Source organism: Pseudomonas sp. St29, from assembly GCF_001547915.1.
Classification (GTDB): Bacteria; Pseudomonadota; Gammaproteobacteria; order Pseudomonadales; family Pseudomonadaceae; genus Aquipseudomonas.
The window spans coordinates 2,389,249-2,405,525 of the sequence record NZ_AP014628.1 but is presented as its reverse complement, the minus strand read 5'-3'; the positions used below and the strand labels follow the sequence as shown (position 1 = coordinate 2,405,525).

The 16,277-nt window shown below is 63.7% G+C and carries 19 protein-coding genes and 1 pseudogene; 8 read left to right on the top strand and 12 right to left on the bottom strand.

The features are described 5' to 3' along the window. Nucleotides 1-49: 49 nt before the first annotated feature. Entirely contained in the window at nucleotides 50-1,453 is a 1,404-nt protein-coding gene (gene pdxR / locus PST29_RS11015; protein WP_060843054.1) for a MocR-like pyridoxine biosynthesis transcription factor PdxR, read from the bottom strand. A gap of 87 nt (nucleotides 1,454-1,540) precedes the next feature. On the opposite strand from pdxR, the gene PST29_RS11010 reads away from it, so the two are divergent. Genes PST29_RS11010 through PST29_RS11000 form a run of 3 tightly spaced genes read left to right on the top strand, consistent with a single transcriptional unit; the run spans nucleotide 1,541 to nucleotide 3,064 of the window. After that, a complete protein-coding gene (locus PST29_RS11010) occupies nucleotides 1,541-1,987 on the top strand; it encodes a GNAT family N-acetyltransferase (RefSeq protein ID WP_060843053.1) in 447 nt (148 codons plus the stop codon). Next, complete coding sequence (locus tag PST29_RS11005) at nucleotides 1,984-2,604, top strand: FMN-dependent NADH-azoreductase (RefSeq protein WP_060843052.1); 621 nt, start codon at nucleotides 1,984-1,986, stop codon at nucleotides 2,602-2,604. The genes PST29_RS11010 and PST29_RS11005 overlap by 4 nt, the downstream gene beginning before the upstream one ends. A 28-nt stretch (nucleotides 2,605-2,632) precedes the next feature. Beyond that, complete coding sequence (locus tag PST29_RS11000) at nucleotides 2,633-3,064, top strand: carboxymuconolactone decarboxylase family protein (RefSeq protein WP_016968757.1); 432 nt, start codon at nucleotides 2,633-2,635, stop codon at nucleotides 3,062-3,064. A gap of 607 nt (nucleotides 3,065-3,671) precedes the next feature. Here the strand turns inward: PST29_RS11000 and PST29_RS10995 are convergent. Then, complete coding sequence (locus tag PST29_RS10995) at nucleotides 3,672-4,217, bottom strand: hypothetical protein (RefSeq protein ID WP_060843051.1); 546 nt, start codon at nucleotides 4,215-4,217, stop codon at nucleotides 3,672-3,674. A gap of 270 nt (nucleotides 4,218-4,487) precedes the next feature. Here PST29_RS10995 and PST29_RS10990 point away from each other — a divergent pair, with 270 nt between their 5' ends. Both PST29_RS10990 and PST29_RS10985 read left to right on the top strand, forming a co-directional pair. Further along, nucleotides 4,488-4,670 carry a type II toxin-antitoxin system HicA family toxin gene (locus tag PST29_RS10990; protein WP_060845091.1) on the top strand — a complete coding sequence of 61 codons (183 nt, stop codon included), beginning with the start codon at nucleotides 4,488-4,490 and terminating at the stop codon, nucleotides 4,668-4,670. A 38-nt stretch (nucleotides 4,671-4,708) separates the two neighbouring features. Continuing rightward, nucleotides 4,709-5,110 (top strand): type II toxin-antitoxin system HicB family antitoxin, encoded by a 402-nt coding sequence (locus PST29_RS10985; protein WP_016968754.1) that lies wholly within the window; start codon nucleotides 4,709-4,711, stop codon nucleotides 5,108-5,110. A gap of 682 nt (nucleotides 5,111-5,792) precedes the next feature. Here the strand turns inward: PST29_RS10985 and PST29_RS32735 are convergent. Then, the gene (locus tag PST29_RS32735) at nucleotides 5,793-6,581 is read right to left on the bottom strand and encodes a methyl-accepting chemotaxis protein (protein ID WP_375136281.1); all 789 of its coding nucleotides are present in this window, start codon (nucleotides 6,579-6,581) and stop codon (nucleotides 5,793-5,795) included. 66 nt (nucleotides 6,582-6,647) lie between these two features. Continuing rightward, nucleotides 6,648-7,403 (bottom strand): annotated as a pseudogene (locus tag PST29_RS32730) (MCP four helix bundle domain-containing protein); the annotation flags it as partial. Nucleotides 7,404-7,885: 482 nt separating this feature from the next. Between PST29_RS32730 and PST29_RS10975 the strand changes: the two are divergent. After that, nucleotides 7,886-8,242 carry a DUF6572 domain-containing protein gene (locus tag PST29_RS10975; protein WP_060843050.1) on the top strand — a complete coding sequence of 119 codons (357 nt, stop codon included), beginning with the start codon at nucleotides 7,886-7,888 and terminating at the stop codon, nucleotides 8,240-8,242. Between the two features lie 48 nt (nucleotides 8,243-8,290). On the opposite strand, the gene PST29_RS10970 is transcribed toward PST29_RS10975, so the two are convergent. Together PST29_RS10970 and PST29_RS10965 are read right to left on the bottom strand one after the other, a co-directional pair. Then, on the bottom strand, nucleotides 8,291-8,545 hold the full coding sequence (locus tag PST29_RS10970) for an Imm32 family immunity protein (RefSeq protein ID WP_060843049.1): 255 nt from the start codon (nucleotides 8,543-8,545) through the stop codon (nucleotides 8,291-8,293). 68 nt (nucleotides 8,546-8,613) lie between these two features. After that, nucleotides 8,614-9,483 (bottom strand): AraC family transcriptional regulator, encoded by an 870-nt coding sequence (locus PST29_RS10965; RefSeq protein ID WP_060843048.1) that lies wholly within the window; start codon nucleotides 9,481-9,483, stop codon nucleotides 8,614-8,616. Between the two features lie 370 nt (nucleotides 9,484-9,853). Here PST29_RS10965 and PST29_RS10960 point away from each other — a divergent pair, with 370 nt between their 5' ends. Then, the gene (locus PST29_RS10960) at nucleotides 9,854-10,357 is read left to right on the top strand and encodes a zinc ribbon domain-containing protein (protein WP_060843047.1); all 504 of its coding nucleotides are present in this window, start codon (nucleotides 9,854-9,856) and stop codon (nucleotides 10,355-10,357) included. Nucleotides 10,358-10,395: 38 nt separating this feature from the next. Continuing rightward, entirely contained in the window at nucleotides 10,396-10,752 is a 357-nt protein-coding gene (locus PST29_RS10955; protein WP_060843046.1) for a DUF6572 domain-containing protein, read from the top strand. Between the two features lie 22 nt (nucleotides 10,753-10,774). Here PST29_RS10955 and PST29_RS10950 read toward each other — a convergent pair whose 3' ends face one another. The 6 genes from PST29_RS10950 to PST29_RS10925 all read right to left on the bottom strand — a co-directional run bounded on the left by PST29_RS10950 (nucleotide 10,775) and on the right by PST29_RS10925 (nucleotide 16,277). Next, entirely contained in the window at nucleotides 10,775-11,029 is a 255-nt protein-coding gene (locus PST29_RS10950) for an Imm32 family immunity protein (protein ID WP_060838481.1), read from the bottom strand. A gap of 83 nt (nucleotides 11,030-11,112) precedes the next feature. Then, nucleotides 11,113-11,838: a hypothetical protein gene (locus tag PST29_RS10945; RefSeq protein WP_060843045.1), complete on the bottom strand. Its 726-nt coding sequence runs from the start codon at nucleotides 11,836-11,838 to the stop codon at nucleotides 11,113-11,115. A gap of 143 nt (nucleotides 11,839-11,981) precedes the next feature. Continuing rightward, nucleotides 11,982-13,055 carry a 2,3-butanediol dehydrogenase gene (locus PST29_RS10940; RefSeq protein ID WP_231979048.1) on the bottom strand — a complete coding sequence of 358 codons (1,074 nt, stop codon included), beginning with the start codon at nucleotides 13,053-13,055 and terminating at the stop codon, nucleotides 11,982-11,984. A gap of 88 nt (nucleotides 13,056-13,143) precedes the next feature. Next, nucleotides 13,144-14,256, bottom strand: coding sequence for an acetoin dehydrogenase dihydrolipoyllysine-residue acetyltransferase subunit (locus PST29_RS10935; protein WP_060843044.1), 1,113 nt, complete (start codon nucleotides 14,254-14,256; stop codon nucleotides 13,144-13,146). Continuing rightward, a complete protein-coding gene (locus PST29_RS10930) occupies nucleotides 14,256-15,269 on the bottom strand; it encodes an alpha-ketoacid dehydrogenase subunit beta (protein WP_060843043.1) in 1,014 nt (337 codons plus the stop codon). Before PST29_RS10930 ends, PST29_RS10935 begins: the two co-directional genes overlap by 1 nt. Before the next feature lie 30 nt (nucleotides 15,270-15,299). Continuing rightward, complete coding sequence (locus PST29_RS10925; protein ID WP_060843042.1) at nucleotides 15,300-16,277, bottom strand: thiamine pyrophosphate-dependent dehydrogenase E1 component subunit alpha; 978 nt, start codon at nucleotides 16,275-16,277, stop codon at nucleotides 15,300-15,302.

Here is a 16,277-nt window from a genome sequence, read left to right as displayed (position 1 = left end):
CGTCGACAGTGAGTGGCCGTCAAGGCAAAACGGCCAACAGCCCACCACCTCACCCAGTAACCCGCCCCAACCGCACCGCCACACTCACCGCCTGCTCCGCACTGCCCACATTGGTAAACCCCATCACCAACCCCTGCCTCCCCCCATCCCCCAGATACCACTGCGACAACGGCTCCACAGCAATCCCCTCCCCCCGAGCCCGCCGGGCAATCTGCACATCGTCCCCCTCCCCCAGCCCAGCCACCACATGCATGCCCCCCGCCTGCGGGTCTATCTGCAAACGCCCACCCACCTGCTGGTGCAACGCCTCCACCAGCCATTGCCGCCGACGCGCATACAGGCCCCGCATTTTGTTCAGGTGCCGGGCAAAGTGCCCCTCGTTGAGAAAGGCCGCGACCGTCGCTTGCAGCAGGTGCGGGCAGTGGTTGTGCAAACGATCCGCCTGGCGGGCGAATGCTGGGGTCTGTTCGGCGGGCACCACCAGGTAGGCCAGGCGCAGCCCTGGAAACAGCACTTTGCTGAAGGTCCCGGTGTAGAGCACGCGGCCCTGCTGGTCGAGGCTCTTGAGGGCCGGCAAGGGCTTGCCCTGGTAGCGGTATTCGCTGTCGTAATCGTCCTCGATGATCCAGCTGCCTTGGCGGTTGGCCCAGTCCAGCAGGGCCAGGCGCCGTGGCAGGGACAGCGACACCCCCAGCGGGCTCTGGTGGGTCGGGGTGACCACGGCAAAGCCGGCCTCTGGGGCGTGGGCGATGCCTTGGGCGACGTCCAGGCCTTGATCGTCCACGGGCACCGGCACCAGCTGCGCGCCGGCTTCCAGCAGTGCGTTCCTGGCCATGAAGTAGCCGGGCTCCTCCAGCCAGCAGGTGGCGCCTGGGCGCATCAAGGTGTGGCTGATCAGGTCGAGGCAGGCGCGGTAGCCGGCGCAGACGAAAATCTGCTCCGGGTGGCAGGTGATGCCGCGGGAAATCCCCAGGTAGGAGGCAATGGCCGCCCGCAACGGGGCGTAGCCGCGCGCGTCCGGGTAGACCAGGCCTTCGACGCCCGCCTGGCGCAGTTGCCGGCCCGCCAGGCGGGTCCAGAGTTTGCGCGGAAAGGCGTCCAGCGCTGGCAGGCCCATTTGCAGTGCCAAGGGCGAGGTGCCGGCATGGGTGCTTTGGTGGGTCGTTGCAGCCATCGGGGCGCGCTGCGTGGGCGCGGAAATCGGCGCCAGTTGCGGGGTGACAATGGTCCCGGCGGCCCCGCGAGCAATCAGGTAGCCCTCGCCTATCAGCAGCTGGTAGGCGGCTTCCACGGTGCCCCGCGCCAGGTTCAGCTCCGCGGCCAAGGCGCGCACCGCCGGCACGCGGTCCCCCGGGCGCAGACGGCCATCGGCGATGGACTCGCGAAATCGCTGGTACAGCTGGCGATAGATCGGCGCCGTCTGGCTGCGGTCCAATTCGAAAGGAAGGATCATGGCCTAGTCATTTATGCATTTTTTGGCCCTGTAGCTTAAGCCATCGGCCTTCTACAGTGGGTCATCTCTTTGCAGCGGATGACGGACATGCCCTACACCCTTCAACACCTCGATAGCGAGGCGGCCCTGGCGGCCAGTTTCGACGTGATGCGTGTCTTGCGCCCGCACCTCACCCACCCGGCGGCCTATGTCGCCCAACTGGCCCGGCAAACCGAACAGGGCTACCGCTTGCTCGCCGCGTGGGACGCCGGGCGCATCGTCGGCCTGGCCGGTTACCGCGAGCTGGAAAACCTGCTCTACGGACGTTTCATCTACGTCGATGACCTGGTGGTGAGCCCGGAGCTGCAGCGCAGCGGCCTGGGAGCGCGGCTGTTGAGTGCGGTGCGGGATGAGGCCGTGCAGCGTCAATGCGATCACTTGGTGCTGGATACCGGCCTGCATATGCCTCTGGCCCAACGCTTCTATTTCCGCCAGGGGTTGCTGGCCCGGGGCATGCACTTCACCCAGCGGCTTCGCGGTGGGGAGCCGGCATGAACACTGTCCTGTTGATCAACGCCAGCCCCCATGGCCAGGTTTCCCAGGGGCACCGGCTGGCACTGGAGCTGCTGAGCTCCCTGCGCCAACGCTATCCGCAGCTCGAACTGGTCGAGCGCGATCTGGGGGCGCAGCCGTTGCCACCGCTGGGCCTGGACTACGCCCACGCCCTGACCACCGCCACGCCTTTCGACGCGCCGTTGTTCGAGGTGTCCGAAGGGCTGATTCGTGAGTTGGAGCGCTGCGATGTGCTGCTGATTGCCACACCCATGCACAACTTCACCCTGCCGGCGGCGCTCAAGCTGTGGATCGACTACGTGCTGCGCATTCACCGCACCTTCAGCTCCGGCCCGGAGGGCAAGGTCGGCCTGCTCAAGGACCGCCCCGTGCATGTGCTGGTGAGTTCCGGCGGCTTTCACCAGGGCCCGCGGGCACGCCAACCGGACTTTCTCACGCCTTACCTGCGCCAGGTGCTGAACACCCTTGGCCTGTTCGACCTGCAGTTCACTTATCTGCAGGGCTTGGTGTTCGGTGACGAAGCGGTGCGCGCAACCCTCGACGAGGCCCGCAGCGCACTGTCCTTGCAGCCCCTGTTCAACCCCCTCGTTTGTGCCTGATCACTTTTTTCCATATCGGAGTTTCACCATGAGCCAACTCAGACTGCCCTTTGCCACTTTGTCGCCGGCCGCCTATCAAGGCCTGCTCGCCACCAACACCGCCCTGGCCGCCAGCCCCCTGGGCCTGCCCTTGCTGGAGCTGGTGTATTTGCGCGTGTCGCAGATCAACGGCTGCTCGTTCTGCCTGGGCAAGCACTCACAGACCCTGCGCGAATGTGGAGTCGCCCAGGACAAACTGGATTGCCTCGCCGGCTGGCGCGTCAGCGAACTGTTCAACGACCGCGAGCGCGCCGCCCTGGACTGGGCCGAAACCCTCACCTACGTCCACGACAAGGGCGCGCCGGACGCACTGTACGAACCGCTGAAAGCGCACTTTAGCGAGGTCGAAATTTCCGACCTGACCTTGGCCGTGTCCTTGATGAACGCCTTTAACCGGCTGGCGGTGGGCATGAAGCTCTGAGAGTGAGGTCGCCGTTGACGGTGTTGGCTTTGCTTTGGACTTTGGCTCTTGATCTTCCTGCCCCTTCAGAAGGTCAAGCGCAGGTATTACGCAGGCGTCAGCCAGGGCGATGGATGGCTTGCGGGCCAATTCGCCGGCAAGCCGGCTCCTACGAAAGCGCGTACAACGCGCTTGGGCTTTTGATCTTGATCTTGCTTTTGATCTTTCTGCCCCTTCAGGAGGCCGAGCGCAGGCGTTGCGTAGGGGGCAGCTCGGCATGGATGCCGAGCTAGCCGCCCCAGGCCATGGATGGCCTGTGGCGGCGGGCCCCCGGAGCAATGCCGGAGCGAGGGAACGCCGAGCCTAGGCGAGGCGCCGGATGCGGGGGCAGGAGCGTTTTGCTTACTTTTGCGCTTTTCAAAAGTGAGTCGCTGTAAGAGCGAAACCGCCAGCCGCCGCACCCGCAGCAACGGATATGTAAACCAGCCGCCCCCAACTGCACTCGGTAAGAAGGTGCCTGCGCGTCATCGTTGGCGAGCTTCGCTGGCAAGCCAGCTCCTACAGGGGATCGGTTGCAGGTGGGCGATATCAGGTCGGTCGTGGGGTCGCCGTTTGGCACCCCCTCTCTTTATCCGAGGAAAGCTCCGGTGGCGCCAGCATCCGCCAACGCAAACAACAACCCCTCCACCGCTTCTCCAGGGGCCGACCCCAGATCAATCTTGACCCTGTACCCCTCCTCCGTGGCCTCCGGGTCCGACACGAAATGCACCACCCCTTGCAGCCCTTCTTCGGTTGGCGGGTTTTCATCTTCGCCATCGAACCACTCAAAGAACCACCCCCGAATAACCTCGCATGCCTGTTCCAGGCTCAACCCCCGCACCTCCAGCGGCAACCAGTCCCAGCCAAAGGGCGAGATCCCCACCGCCATCTGCTCGATCGCAAACCTCACAGGCTCAAAACCCAGCTCAGCTTCGGCATCGACCTGCACCGGCTCCCCGCTCTCGGCCGCGATCACATCCACCCGACAAGGCGTGCCCATGGCCCCTTCAACCGCCAGCGAACCATCGCTGTTGCGGTACGCGGGCTCGACATGCGCCGCCCCTTCTGCGGCAACACGCGCCAGGGTTTCAACATAGGGTTTACGAATGGCGACAAGCAGTTCGCTGACGGTCATGGATCTGATGACTTCCTTGGCATGAACCCGCCGATGGATCGGCCTTCGACGGGGGGAGATGGGTGACTGAAAATCCGCGGCCATAGTGCAGTGGCGGCAATGGCACGTCCATGAAAAACCGAGGGGACTTCTATGTAGCCTGCGACCGCCCAGCACACCGGGCCCTGCTGAACGACACCCCTTGATACATAACTCCAGACACACAATTCAACCTGCGTTATCATGCGCCTGGAGTTATAAAGCGCCTCTCACCCCGACAAGGAGATGGAGGTGCAAAGCAGACAGTTGATCAAGGAGCTTGAAGCCGCGGGATGGATGCTGGAGCGAGTCACTGGCAGCCATCATCTGTTCCAGCATCCCTACAGGCCCGACACCGTTCCAGTGCCTCACCCGAAGAAGGATCTGCCCCGGGGAACGGTCAGGGCCATCAGGAAACTGGCCGGGCTGCTTTAGCTCCCATCATTCTTCGCACCTGTATTGAGGAAATCCCCGTGCAATATCCCATCTGCATCGAGTGGGGCGACGAACACACCGCCACCGGCATCCAGATTCCCGACATCCCCGGCGCCGTCACCGCCGGCGACACCTTCGAGGCCGCCTACAGCGCCGCCATCGAGATTGCCCACGTCATGCTCGAAGAACGGGCCCGAGCCGGGCAGGCCATTCCCCTGCCCTCGCCCACCGGCAAACACCGCACCCACCCCGATTTCGCGGGCATGGGCTGGGGCATGCTGGAGATCGACATCACGCCTTACCTGGGCAAGACCGAGAAGGTCAACGTGACCTTGCCGGGGTATGTGATTCAGCAGATCGACCGCTTCGTCCGCGAGCACAACATCAAGAGCCGCTCGTCCTTCCTGGCCGATGCGGCAATGGAAAAGCTCGGGCGCTAAGCACAGGCTCAAGCGGGGAACAGGGCCAATGCAGAACGCCGTCAGGTTGGAGAATCGCCCCCAGGCCGCCTGTCGTAAGATGTTGAGTTGATCCGGCCCTGGTTTTGGCTTTTGATCTTCCTGCCCCTTTAGACACGATGGCCGAACGCAGGCAGTGAGCCGTGGGTAACCCGGCAGGACGCCGGGTTAGCCGCCATCCGGCCAGGGACGGCCGCTGGCGGCGGTCCACGGATCAATGCCGGAGTGAGGGCCTGCCGAGCATTAGCGAGGCACCGAGTGGAGGGGCAAAGCCCTTTGGTGACTTTGGGCTGGGCCGGCATTCCGGCTTTTCCAAAGTGACTCGCGGTAAGAGCGAAACCATAAGTGGCCGTAACCGCAGCAACGGATAGGTACGCAGAACCCTATGCAGCCAGGTGAAAAGCATCGGCAGGTTTGGCGAGGACTGCGTCCTCGTGCGCAGCCTCGCTGCGCTCGACAGCGGCTACAGGTTTCAACGGTCAGGGCCATAAGGAAACTGCTTGCTTTTGCGCTGTTCAAAAGTGAGTCGCTGTAAGAGCGAAACCGCCAGCGGCCCTGGCCGCAGCAACGGATATGTCCCCCACCCCGCGCCCTCATTGACAAGCTTCGCTGGCAAGCCAGCTCCTACGGAGGAACCAGACCACCGTAGGGCAAAAAACCGCGCTCAAACCTTGAACCGTGCCACCAGCCGGTTCAACTCGATCGCCAGATTGGCCATCTCCCCGCAGGCACTGGCCGTCTGGCTGGCCCCCGCCGAGCTCTGGATCGACAGCTCGCGAATGCTGGTCAGGTTCTGGTCCGCCTCGCGCGCCACCTGGGCCTGCTCTTCCGAGGCGGTGGCGATCAGCAGATTGCGTTCGTTGATCTGGGTGATCGCCTGAGCAATCTGCTTGAGCGACACATCAGCGTTCTGCGCCACCGAGATCGAGCTGTTGGCCATCTCCGCGCTGACATTCATGGCACTCACCGCCTGGGTCGAATCGGCCTGGATCGCGCTGATCATCTGCTCAATTTCCTGGGTCGACTGCTGGGTGCGGTGGGCCAGGGCCCGCACTTCATCGGCCACCACCGCAAAACCCCGGCCCTGCTCACCGGCGCGGGCGGCTTCGATGGCGGCGTTGAGGGCCAGCAGGTTGGTCTGCTCGGCAATCGCGCGAATCACTTCCACCACTTTGCTGATGTCCTGGGCCCTGCCGGACAGCGCCTTGACCTGCTCGCCGGTGCTGGCCACGTTGCCGGCCAGGCCTTCGATGGCCTTCAGGGTCTGGGCCACGTTCTCGATGCCGGAACGGGTGAACTCCATGGACTCGCGGGACGACTGCGCGGCCGCTTCGGCGTTGCGTGCCACCTCGTCCACCGCGGCGCTCATTTCAGTCACCGCGGTGGCTGCCTGGCTGACTTCATCGTTCTGCCGCACCAGCCCGCGGCTGGCGTCTTCGGTCACCGCGGTCATTTCTTCCGAGGCCGAGGCCAGTTGGGTCGAAGAGTCGGCGATGTGGGCGATGGTTTCCCGCAGGTTGCTCTGCATCTTGGCCAGGGCGGCCAGCAGGCGGCCGGCTTCATCGCGGCCATTGACCCCGATCTCCCGGGACAGGTCGCTGCCGGCGATGCGCTCGGCCACCGCCAGGGCATCGCCGATGGGCGCGGTGATGCTGCGGGTCAGCACGGTGGCCAGCACCACGGTGAGCACCACCGTCACCCCCATCAACACCAGCACCAGCGTCAGGCCGCTGTTGTACACCGACGAAGCGGTGATCCCCGCCTGCCTGGCGCCCTCGTCATTGAAGTCCGAGAGCTTGTCCATCTTCTCCTGCATGGCGTTGGTCATGGGGCTGATGCGGGTGTTGATCAAGGTGATGGCCGCGGCGTTGTCACCGCTGCGCAGCAGCGGCTCCAGCTCGTCCACCAGCTTGAAATAGGCCTGCACATCGGTCGCCACCGCCTGGTACAGCTCACGCTCCGCCGGCCCGGTGATCAGGGGGACGTACTGGCTGATGGTGTTCTGCAGGGTGCTTCGGTAACCGCTCAAGGAGGCGATGCGGGTCTGGCGCTGTTGTTCGTCGGTGGTCACGGTGATGCGGATGCTTTCCAGGCGCAGGCGCAAGATGCCGGTCTTCATCTTGCCGATCTCGCGAATGCTGGCCATCCAGTTGGTCTCGACATCCTGCTCGGAGTCTCGCAGCTTGCCCATTTGCAGCACCGCGACCATGCCCAGGGCGAACACCACCAGGACAATGAGCGAGAAAAAGGCGGCAGACCTTGGAGCAAGATTCATTGTCCTGACGTTCATGGTTTATCTCTCTAATAGAATGGTCGGTACTTCCCTGCTGTCATTCCACGCTATCGACTGAGTGTCAGAGAGCTACAAACAAGCCGACGACTGGGGTAGCGGCCCACTCGGCACGGCAACGTCGATACTCACTCGGGTCAATCCAGGCCTGTCGGGATTGCAGGCCACACTCCGTCCTCCTGCGCCCACGAACCGCCTCCCGGGCGGGTGAGCATCAGTTAAGTCGAATAACGCGGCCCGCGCTGTCTCGATGCTTCGGGGCAATGGCACCTGGAGCCCGGCGTCTATCCACCGGGGGGCCTAACAAGCCATAGCAGATGATGGCATTTTGTCACTGCCGTCGATCCGACCGCTCTTGAAAACCGCTCGGCCAGGTTGCGCCTGGACGGGGCAAAAACCGACTGCCCACTGAAGAATCCAGCCGCTACGGCATACAATCCCGCCCTCAACCGCCTGAAGGATCAGCCATGTCCATCACCAACCCAACAGTCATCGATATCTGGGCAATCCCCAAATCCGCGCCCGACAGCCTGCTGTTGATCATGGTCGACCCTCTCGAATGGGGTGACGAAGCGGCGCACAGCGAGCACCTGCTCCTGCTGCAGGAGAAGATCAACACCTACATCACCTTTATCGAAAGTGAGGAGATCTACAGCGAAATTCCCGATGCCCGCGGCAAGCAGCTGATGATCCGGGTCCTGGGTTTGCACGAGCTGCCCGGGCAGGTCGATTGGTTTTTCAAACGCATTGGCGAGATCCTCAACGAGCGCGGCATCGGCTTTGATTTCGAGCTGAAAGTGACCGAACAGGCTCCCGGCCTGTAGCCCGCCAGCTGCGCGCTGCCCCTCGGTCGAGCAGCGCGCAGCACCACTTTATGCCGGCAGGATCAGCGCCCGGTTAAGCGCAATGAAATCCACATGCCGCTCATGGGAAAAGCCCTCGATCACCTCTTGCAGGTGCACATGCTCCAGGCCATCGGCCGCCATGTCAGTTGCAGCCTTGATCAGGAACTCACCCAGCGCCCTGAGCGTGTCCGGCTCGGCGAGAATCGAGATCTCGTCCAGCTGGATGCTCTGCTCACTGCCCACCGCGGTTCCCTGAACGCTAAAGCGTTTCAACGTTGGCAAAGGTCGAACTCCTGTACCCGAAGGTCATGCTCAAATCGAGGTCATGAGCAAGGTTTGACCCATCCCCACTACTGCAAGGGCACATAAATATCCGTCAGCCACTGCTCCAGTGGGGTCTGCGGATAAATACTCAGGTATTCAAAGAACATCGGCTGATCCCGCAGTTCCTCGCCACTGCCCGGCAGCCAATCGCGGTAGATCGGGTAGATGCTTTCACCGATGTGATCCGGCGAACCCACATGCCGCACCACCGCATAGCGGCCACCGGCAATCTGCATCTCGCCAATACCCACCTCATTGGCCACCACCGCCTCATGAATCTCGCCGCAGATGGCAAAGCGGAATTCCTGCGGCGCCGTGGTATCGGGGTTGTTGAAGGGAATGCCAAAACTGCGACTCGATGCCACCGGCGACTGCCCGCTCTGCATCCGCCAATCGATAAACCTGCGCACGCTTTCATTGACCAGCTCGGCAGGCCCGCAGTGCTCCAGCGCTGCAACCCGGGTGTCGGCAAAGTCCACGATTCGTACCTGCATGATGATGCTCCTGGAAAAATGAGGGATGGCAAATACCGCATTCCAGACCTGCCAGTTCGGCTGCTTCCTGAACGCACTCGGGCTCATGCCGAACGCCCGCCTGAACGCCCTGGAAAACGCCTCGGGGCTTTCGAAACCAGCGCCGAGCGCGGCCTCCAGCACCGAGTAGTCCGCCCGGGACACCAGGCGATGGGCCGCACCGCGCAAGCGCATCAGTTGCACATAACGTGCAACCGGCACGCCGACGAAGGCGGTGAATTGCCGATGGAAGTGAAACTCGGAGAAGTTCGCCACCCGGCTCAACGTCCTCACCGACAGATCGCCTTCAAGGTTCTCATTGATGTAGGCCAGTACCGCGTTGAAGCGTTTGGCATAGGCGGCGTTGATCGACAGGTCAGGCACTGGGCAAAGGCTCCGGGAATAACGGTAGGCACAGGATCGGCTATCCCGGCAGGCACGCGCCTAGCCGCTCTTGCTCAAGGTGCACCCGGGTGGTTCGTGACAGCCGCCCGGGGAAAGGCCTTGAATCACCCCGCGCCGTGATTGTCCTCATCATTCGACAGCAAGCCAATGGCCTGGCGCGCCAGCAACACAGAGGCGCTCCTGTTTGATAACGGCAGCGGCGCCGACCGAGCGACCGCTTGACCTCACTGGCCACTACCCCACACCAGGCCGCTCGAATGATGGTTTATGGCGTCGCCGCCAAAGAACGGATATTTTGCAGCCCCCGTTCAGCGGGAGCTGTACTCACACCTCAACACAAGGACTTGCAATGGGCATCTCGCTCCCCCTCTGGCTCATTCTCACGGCAATGACCGCTTACGCGGCCAGTACACGTGGGCGCTCGGGGCCAAGATGGTTTGCAATCGGGCTGTTCTTTCCGGGTGTCGCCCTGCTTGCCCTGTGGTTGATGCCCCGGCTGGCAAAGACCGGCGTTGACGCGCTGGTGCATGAAGATCTGCGCCCTTGTCCTGCCTGCGGCCAGGACATCAAGGCCAACGCCTCACGATGCAAGCGCTGCGGTGCCGACGTGGAGCCTATCGCCTTGAGGGATCGCAGCGGATGGGTGGCCCGCATCACCCCGCAAACCGATGAAGACTTTGCGCGCATGGCGGCCCAGATGGGGCTCATCGATATACCCACGGTTCTCGATGAACCACCGCACCTTTTTGCCGGCCCCTTCGAAGAAAAGGCCGAGGCACAGAACACCCTCAACTACCTGAAGTCCGAGCATGGCCTGGAGGGGCTGGTGACCTGGCGCTCAGTGACCCGGTAAATGAAATGCTTGCCAGCCGACCTCGTTAAGGATCAGACGTGTCCATCACCAATCCAAAAGTCATCGATTTCTGGGGCATCTCCAAGGAGGCGCCCAACGACCTGCTCCTGGTCATTACCGACCACCTGGAATGGGGGAACAAAGCAGCGCAGGGCGAGCACTTGCTATTGCTGCAAGAGAAAATCAACGCCTACATCGCCTTCATCGAAGGTGGCCAGATCTACACCGAGATCCCCGGCGCCTATGGCAAGTACCCGATCATTCAAGTCACGGGCTTGTATGAACTGCCCGAGCAAGCCGAATACTTCATGGCCCGCGTGACCGAAACCCTGAATGACGTGGGCATTGGCTTCAAGTTCGAACTCAGGGCCGACGAGCGGATTCGCAACATGTAGCTAGGCCGAACAATGCGCTGCCTCAGGCAGGCTTGATCAGCGCCCGGTTGAGGGCAATCACATCTACATGCGCCTGGTGCGAGAAGTGCTCGATCACGTCTTGCAGGTGCACGTGCTCCAGGCCATCGGCCGCCATGTCAGTTGCAGCCTTGATCAGGAACTCACCCAGCGCCCTGAGCGTGTCCGGCTCGGCGAGAATCGAGATCTCGTCCAGCTGGATGCGCTGGTCACTGCCCACCGCGGTTCCCTGAACGGTGAATGTCTTCAGCTTTTTCAAAGGTTGAATGCCTGTACCCGTGGATCATTGTTGAGGGGGCCCGTCTGCAGCGAAAATCAGCACCTGCGGCCAAGGCCTTGGCCCTACTGCACCGGCAAGAAATTCATCAGCAACAGGCTCTGCGCATAATTGAACCCCACCCGCCGATAGCGCTCATCCAGAATCTGCGTCAGCAGATCCAGGCGCGCGACGATCTTGCCAAACTCCACGGCAAAACTCAGGTTGCTGCCCTCCTCGGAAATCTCGTTGGAGAACAGCAACAGCACGCCGTTGGCATCCTGGCGCTGGCTCAGCAGCCAGGTGGCTTTTTCAATATTGCGCGCCGCATTGCTGATGAACTGCGGATCGATGCTATCGGTCATGTAGAACTCGGTCCGCCCGCCATGGGCGGTCACCAGCATGCTGCCAATGGCATAGATAAAGGCACCGACCCGATCCCCCTCAAACTCCGGGCTCAAGGAATAACTCAAGGCCGCCAAATCACGACGATCGCCGAGGGCCGGCAATGGCTGGCGCTTTTCGATGGCGTTGCGGATCTCGCGCTGGGCCGTGGTGCCGTCGGGGAAACCAGACTTGCGCCACTGGCTGGGATTGCGCAGGTAGAGCTTGCCCATCAGCAGGTACAGGCTCTGCAGGTTGTCGCGCATGCCGATGGTGGCCATGCGATCGACACTGGTCTGGAAGAATTCGTCAGGCTTGCCTTCACGGAACTGTTTGGCCAGGTCGCGGCCTTGCTGCTGGGTGCAGGCCGTGGCGCCAAACAACAGCAGCGCCACCAGGAACAGGCGCGCAAAGCGGGTTTGCATCATGCAAGAAGAGGGAGCGTAGGCCATCGGCACCGGGTCGAAATTCACGGGCTGCGGCGGGGATCGGCGCGGCCAGGCCTGGTGATAGAACGCAAAACTGTAAAAAAGTGCGATGGCCGCCGCCGGCCATCGCCAAAGAGCGCCCCTTAAGGGCGTCGCAACTGACCGGGGGACACGATGATCTTGACGTTGTGCTCCTTGTTGTTGACCAGCTCCTCGAAGCCCTGGCCGACGATCTCTTCCAGCTGGATGCGCCCGGTCACCAACGGCGCGATATCCAGCCGGCCATCGGCGATAAAGGCGATCACATCGGCGAATTCACCGTTGTAGGCCAGGGCCCCGAGCACCTGTTTCTCGGTGGCCACCAGCTCGAAGAAGTTGAACTCGCTGGGCTCTTCGAAGATCCCCACCAGCACGCATTTGCCGGCCTTGCGGATCAGGTCGATGGCCAGCTTGGCGGTGTGCTTGTTGCCGATGCACTCGAAGCTGACATCGGCCCCCAAACCGCCGGTGAGACGCTTGACCTCGGCCAGGGCGTCGCATTCCTTGGGATCGAGCACGTGGGTCGCGCCCACCTCCAGGGCCTTGGCCTTGCGCGCGCCGGACATTTCCAGGGCGATCACCTGGGCCGCGCCGGCGGCCTTGGCGCACATGATGGTGCACAGGCCGATGGTGCCGGCGCCGACCACCACCACGTTCTGCCCCAGCAGGCTGCCGGCCTTTTTCACCGCGTGCATGCCCACCGCCAGCGGCTCGATCAAGGCCCCGGCCTCGGCGGGAAAGTTCTCCGGCAAGGCGTACAGCAGGTTGGCCGGCACGTTGACCAATTCGGCGAAGGCGCCGTTGTTCATCAGCCCGGTAAAGGCCAGATTTTCGCAGATGTTGTACAGGCCGTGGGTGCAGTAGTAGCAGGTGCCGCAGTGCTGGCAGGCGTCGGCGGCCACCGGCTGGCCGACACTGAACCCCTGGACCCCTTCGCCCAGGGCGACGATCTCGCCGCAGAACTCGTGGCCGAGGATGCACTGGCCCTTGATCCCGGTCAGCGGGTGCGGCGCGTCCACCGGAATGAACACCGGCCCGGCCACGTATTCGTGCAGGTCGGAACCGCAGATGCCGCACCAGTCGACGCGGATCTGCACCCAGCCGGCAGGCGGCGCGTCGGGCAGCGGTACGTCTTCGACGCGGATATCGTGGCGGCCATGCCAGACCGCGGCGCGCATGCTCGGAACGGACTTGAGGGAAACACTCATCTTGGCTTCTCCATATTCTTGTAGGACTGCGACGGCCCCCTGGCCGCCGCAGCACACCTCAGTGCTGGCGGATAAAGTCGAGGATCAGGCGGTTGACCTGCTCCGCCGCTTCCATCTGCAGCATGTGCCCCTGCCCCGGCAGCACCTCGATCTGCGCCTTGAGATCGGCACTGTGGCTCGCCGGAATGATCCGGTCGTCGCTGCCCCAGATCACCAGCACCGGCTGCGCGCCGTCCTGCACCACCGGGCGCAGGTCGGCCTGCTGGCGGCCGTCGGCAAACAGGTTGCCGGCCAACTGCCCGAGGGCGTCCTGCACCCCTTCCAGGCGCTTGTACTTGAGCATGTCGTCGAGCATCTGCCGGTTCACCAGCTCGGCGTTGGAGAACAGCTGCACCAGCTGCGGCTTCAGCGCATTGCGGTTGCCCGCCTCGACAAAGCCTTGCAGGTAGTCGCCGTTGATCTCGCGGCCCAGGCCGGCGCTGCCGATCAGGGTCAGAGAACGCACCCGCTGCGGCGCCAGCCGCGCGGTGTTGAGGGACACCGCGCCGCCCATGGAGTGGCCCACCAGATGGGCCACGGGAATCTCCAGGTGATCCAGCAGCGCCAGCAGCACCTCGCTCAACTCATCCAGGTCGCCCCGTTGCAGGGCCTTGGCCGATTCGCCGTGGCCCGGCAGGTCGAGGGCGATCACCCGGCGCCCGGCGGCCAGGGCCTCGTGGTTGAACAGCCAGTTGTTGAGGTCGCCGCCAAAGCCGTGCACCAGCAGCAGCGGCGTGCCACCTTCGCCGCGCTCGAAATAGCGGATCAGCCGACCGCCCAGTTCGACCTTCTGCGGCGCCGGGCCGCTGTCTTCGTCGGCGCTGTCACCGGGCACGAAGCTGGCCTGGAACTGCGCGATCACCGCGTCGATCTCGGCGTCGCTGGCCTCGCCTTCGACCACGATGCCCAGCAGCGCGCCCACTGCCAGGGTCTCGTCCTGGCGGGCGATCTGCCGGCGCAGGACACCGGAGAACGGCGCCTCGACACTGCTGGAGATCTTGTCGGTCTCCACGTCCAGCACTTCATCGCCCTTGCTGATGCTCTGGCCTTCTTCCTTGAGCCAGGCGTCGACCCGGCCCTCGGTCATCGACAGGCCCCACTTGGGCATGGTCAGGGTATGGATCTGGCTCATCAGCGGCTCCACTCAATCACGGTGAGCACGGCTTGTTCGATCTTCGCCGCGTCGGGGATGTACAGGTCTTCCAGGGCGTCGGAGAACGGCACCGGCGTGTGGGGCGCGGTGACCATTTCGATCGGTGCCTTCAGCGACGCGAAGGCTTTCTGCGCCACCAGCGCCGAGATGTCGGTGGCCATGGAGCAGCGCGGGTTGGCTTCGTCGATCACCACCAGGCGCCCGGTCTTCTCCACGCTTTCCAGGATGCTGTCTTCGTCCAGCGGGCTGGTGGTGCGCAGGTCGATCACCTCGCAATCGATGCCGCGCCCGGCCAGGCTGCGCGCCGCGTCCAGGGCGGTGTTCACCGTGCGCCCGTAGGACACCAGGGTCACGTCCTTGCCGTCACGCAGGAAGTTGGCCTCGCCGAAGGGAATCGCGTAGGACTCTTCCGGCACGTCGCCCTGCAGGCTGTAGAGCATTTTGTGCTCGCAGAAGATCACCGGGTCGTTGTCGCGGATCGCCTGGATCAGCAGGCCCTTGGCGTCGTAGGGCGACGACGGGCAGACCACTTTCAGCCCGGGGATGTGGGTCCACAGCGAGGTGAGCATTTGCGAGTGCTGGGCCGCGGCGCGCAGGCCGGCGCCGACCATGGTGCGGATCACCAGCGGGGTCTGGGCCTTGCCGCCGAACATGTAGCGAAACTTCGCCGCCTGGTTGAGGATCTGGTCCAGGCAGCAGCCGGCGAAGTCGACGAACATCAGCTCGCACACCGGGCGCACGCCACGGGTGGCGGCGCCGACCGCGGCACCGACGTAGCCGATCTCCGACAGCGGGGTGTCCAGCACCCGCCCGGGGAATTGATGGTAGAGGCCCTTGGTCACCCCGAGCACACCGCCCCAAGCGTCGTTGTCGCCGGGGGCGCCGGCGCCGCCCGCCACGTCTTCACCCATGATGAACACGCTGGGGTCGCGGCGCATTTCCTGGGCCAGGGCTTCGTTGATGGCCTGCTGGTAACTGATTTTTCTCGCCATGATGGTGATCTCTTGTTGTTCTATGGGGCGTTATGGGTAGGCGACGTAAACGTCGCTGAGCAGGTCGGCGGGGCTCGGCTTGGGATCGGACTTGGCCTTGCGCACCGCGTCCTCGATCAGCGCGTCCACGTCGGCATCGATCTGGTCCAGCTGGCTGGCCTGCACCCGGCCCGAACGGGTGGTGCGCTCGCGGAACTGCATCAGGCAGTCGTTGTGCTCGCGGTAATGCTTGACCTCGTCGGGGGCGCGGTAGGTCTGGGCGTCGCCCTCGAAGTGGCCGTAGTAGCGGGTCAGCTTGACCTCGATCAGCGACGGCCCCTCCCCGGCCCGGGCGCGCTCCACGGCGGCGCCGGCGGCTTCGTGCACGGCGAAGAAATCAAAACCGTCCACCGTCACCCCGGGCATGCCGAAACCGGCGGCGCGGTCGGCGATGTGGTCGCACGCCACCGACCAGTTGGAGGCCGTGGCCTCGGCGTAACCGTTGTTCTCGGCGATGAACAGGCACGGCAGGTTCCACACCGAGGCCATGTTCATGGCCTCGAACACCGCGCCTTCGTTGGAGCCGCCGTCGCCGAAGAACACCACCGACACGCCGTCGGTGCCTTGCAGCCGGGCGGCCAGGGCCGCGCCCACCACCAGCGGCGCCCCGGCACCGACGATGCCGTTGGCACCGAGCATGCCCTTCTCGAAATCGGCGATGTGCATGGAGCCGCCCTTGCCCTGGCAGACCCCGGTCTTCTTGCCGTAGATCTCCGCCATCATCCCGTAGACGTCCACGCCCTTGGCGATGCAATGGCCGTGGCCGCGGTGGTTGGAGGCGATGCAGTCGTCGTCGCGCAGGTGGGCCATGACCCCGGCGGCGGAGGCTTCTTCCCCGGCATAGAGGTGGACGAAACCGGGGATCTCGCCGGTGGCGAATTCCACGTGCAGGCGTTCTTCGAATGCGCGGATGGTGCGCATCACCCGGTAGGCGTGGAGCAACTGGTCAGTGGTCAGGGGTGTCGACAT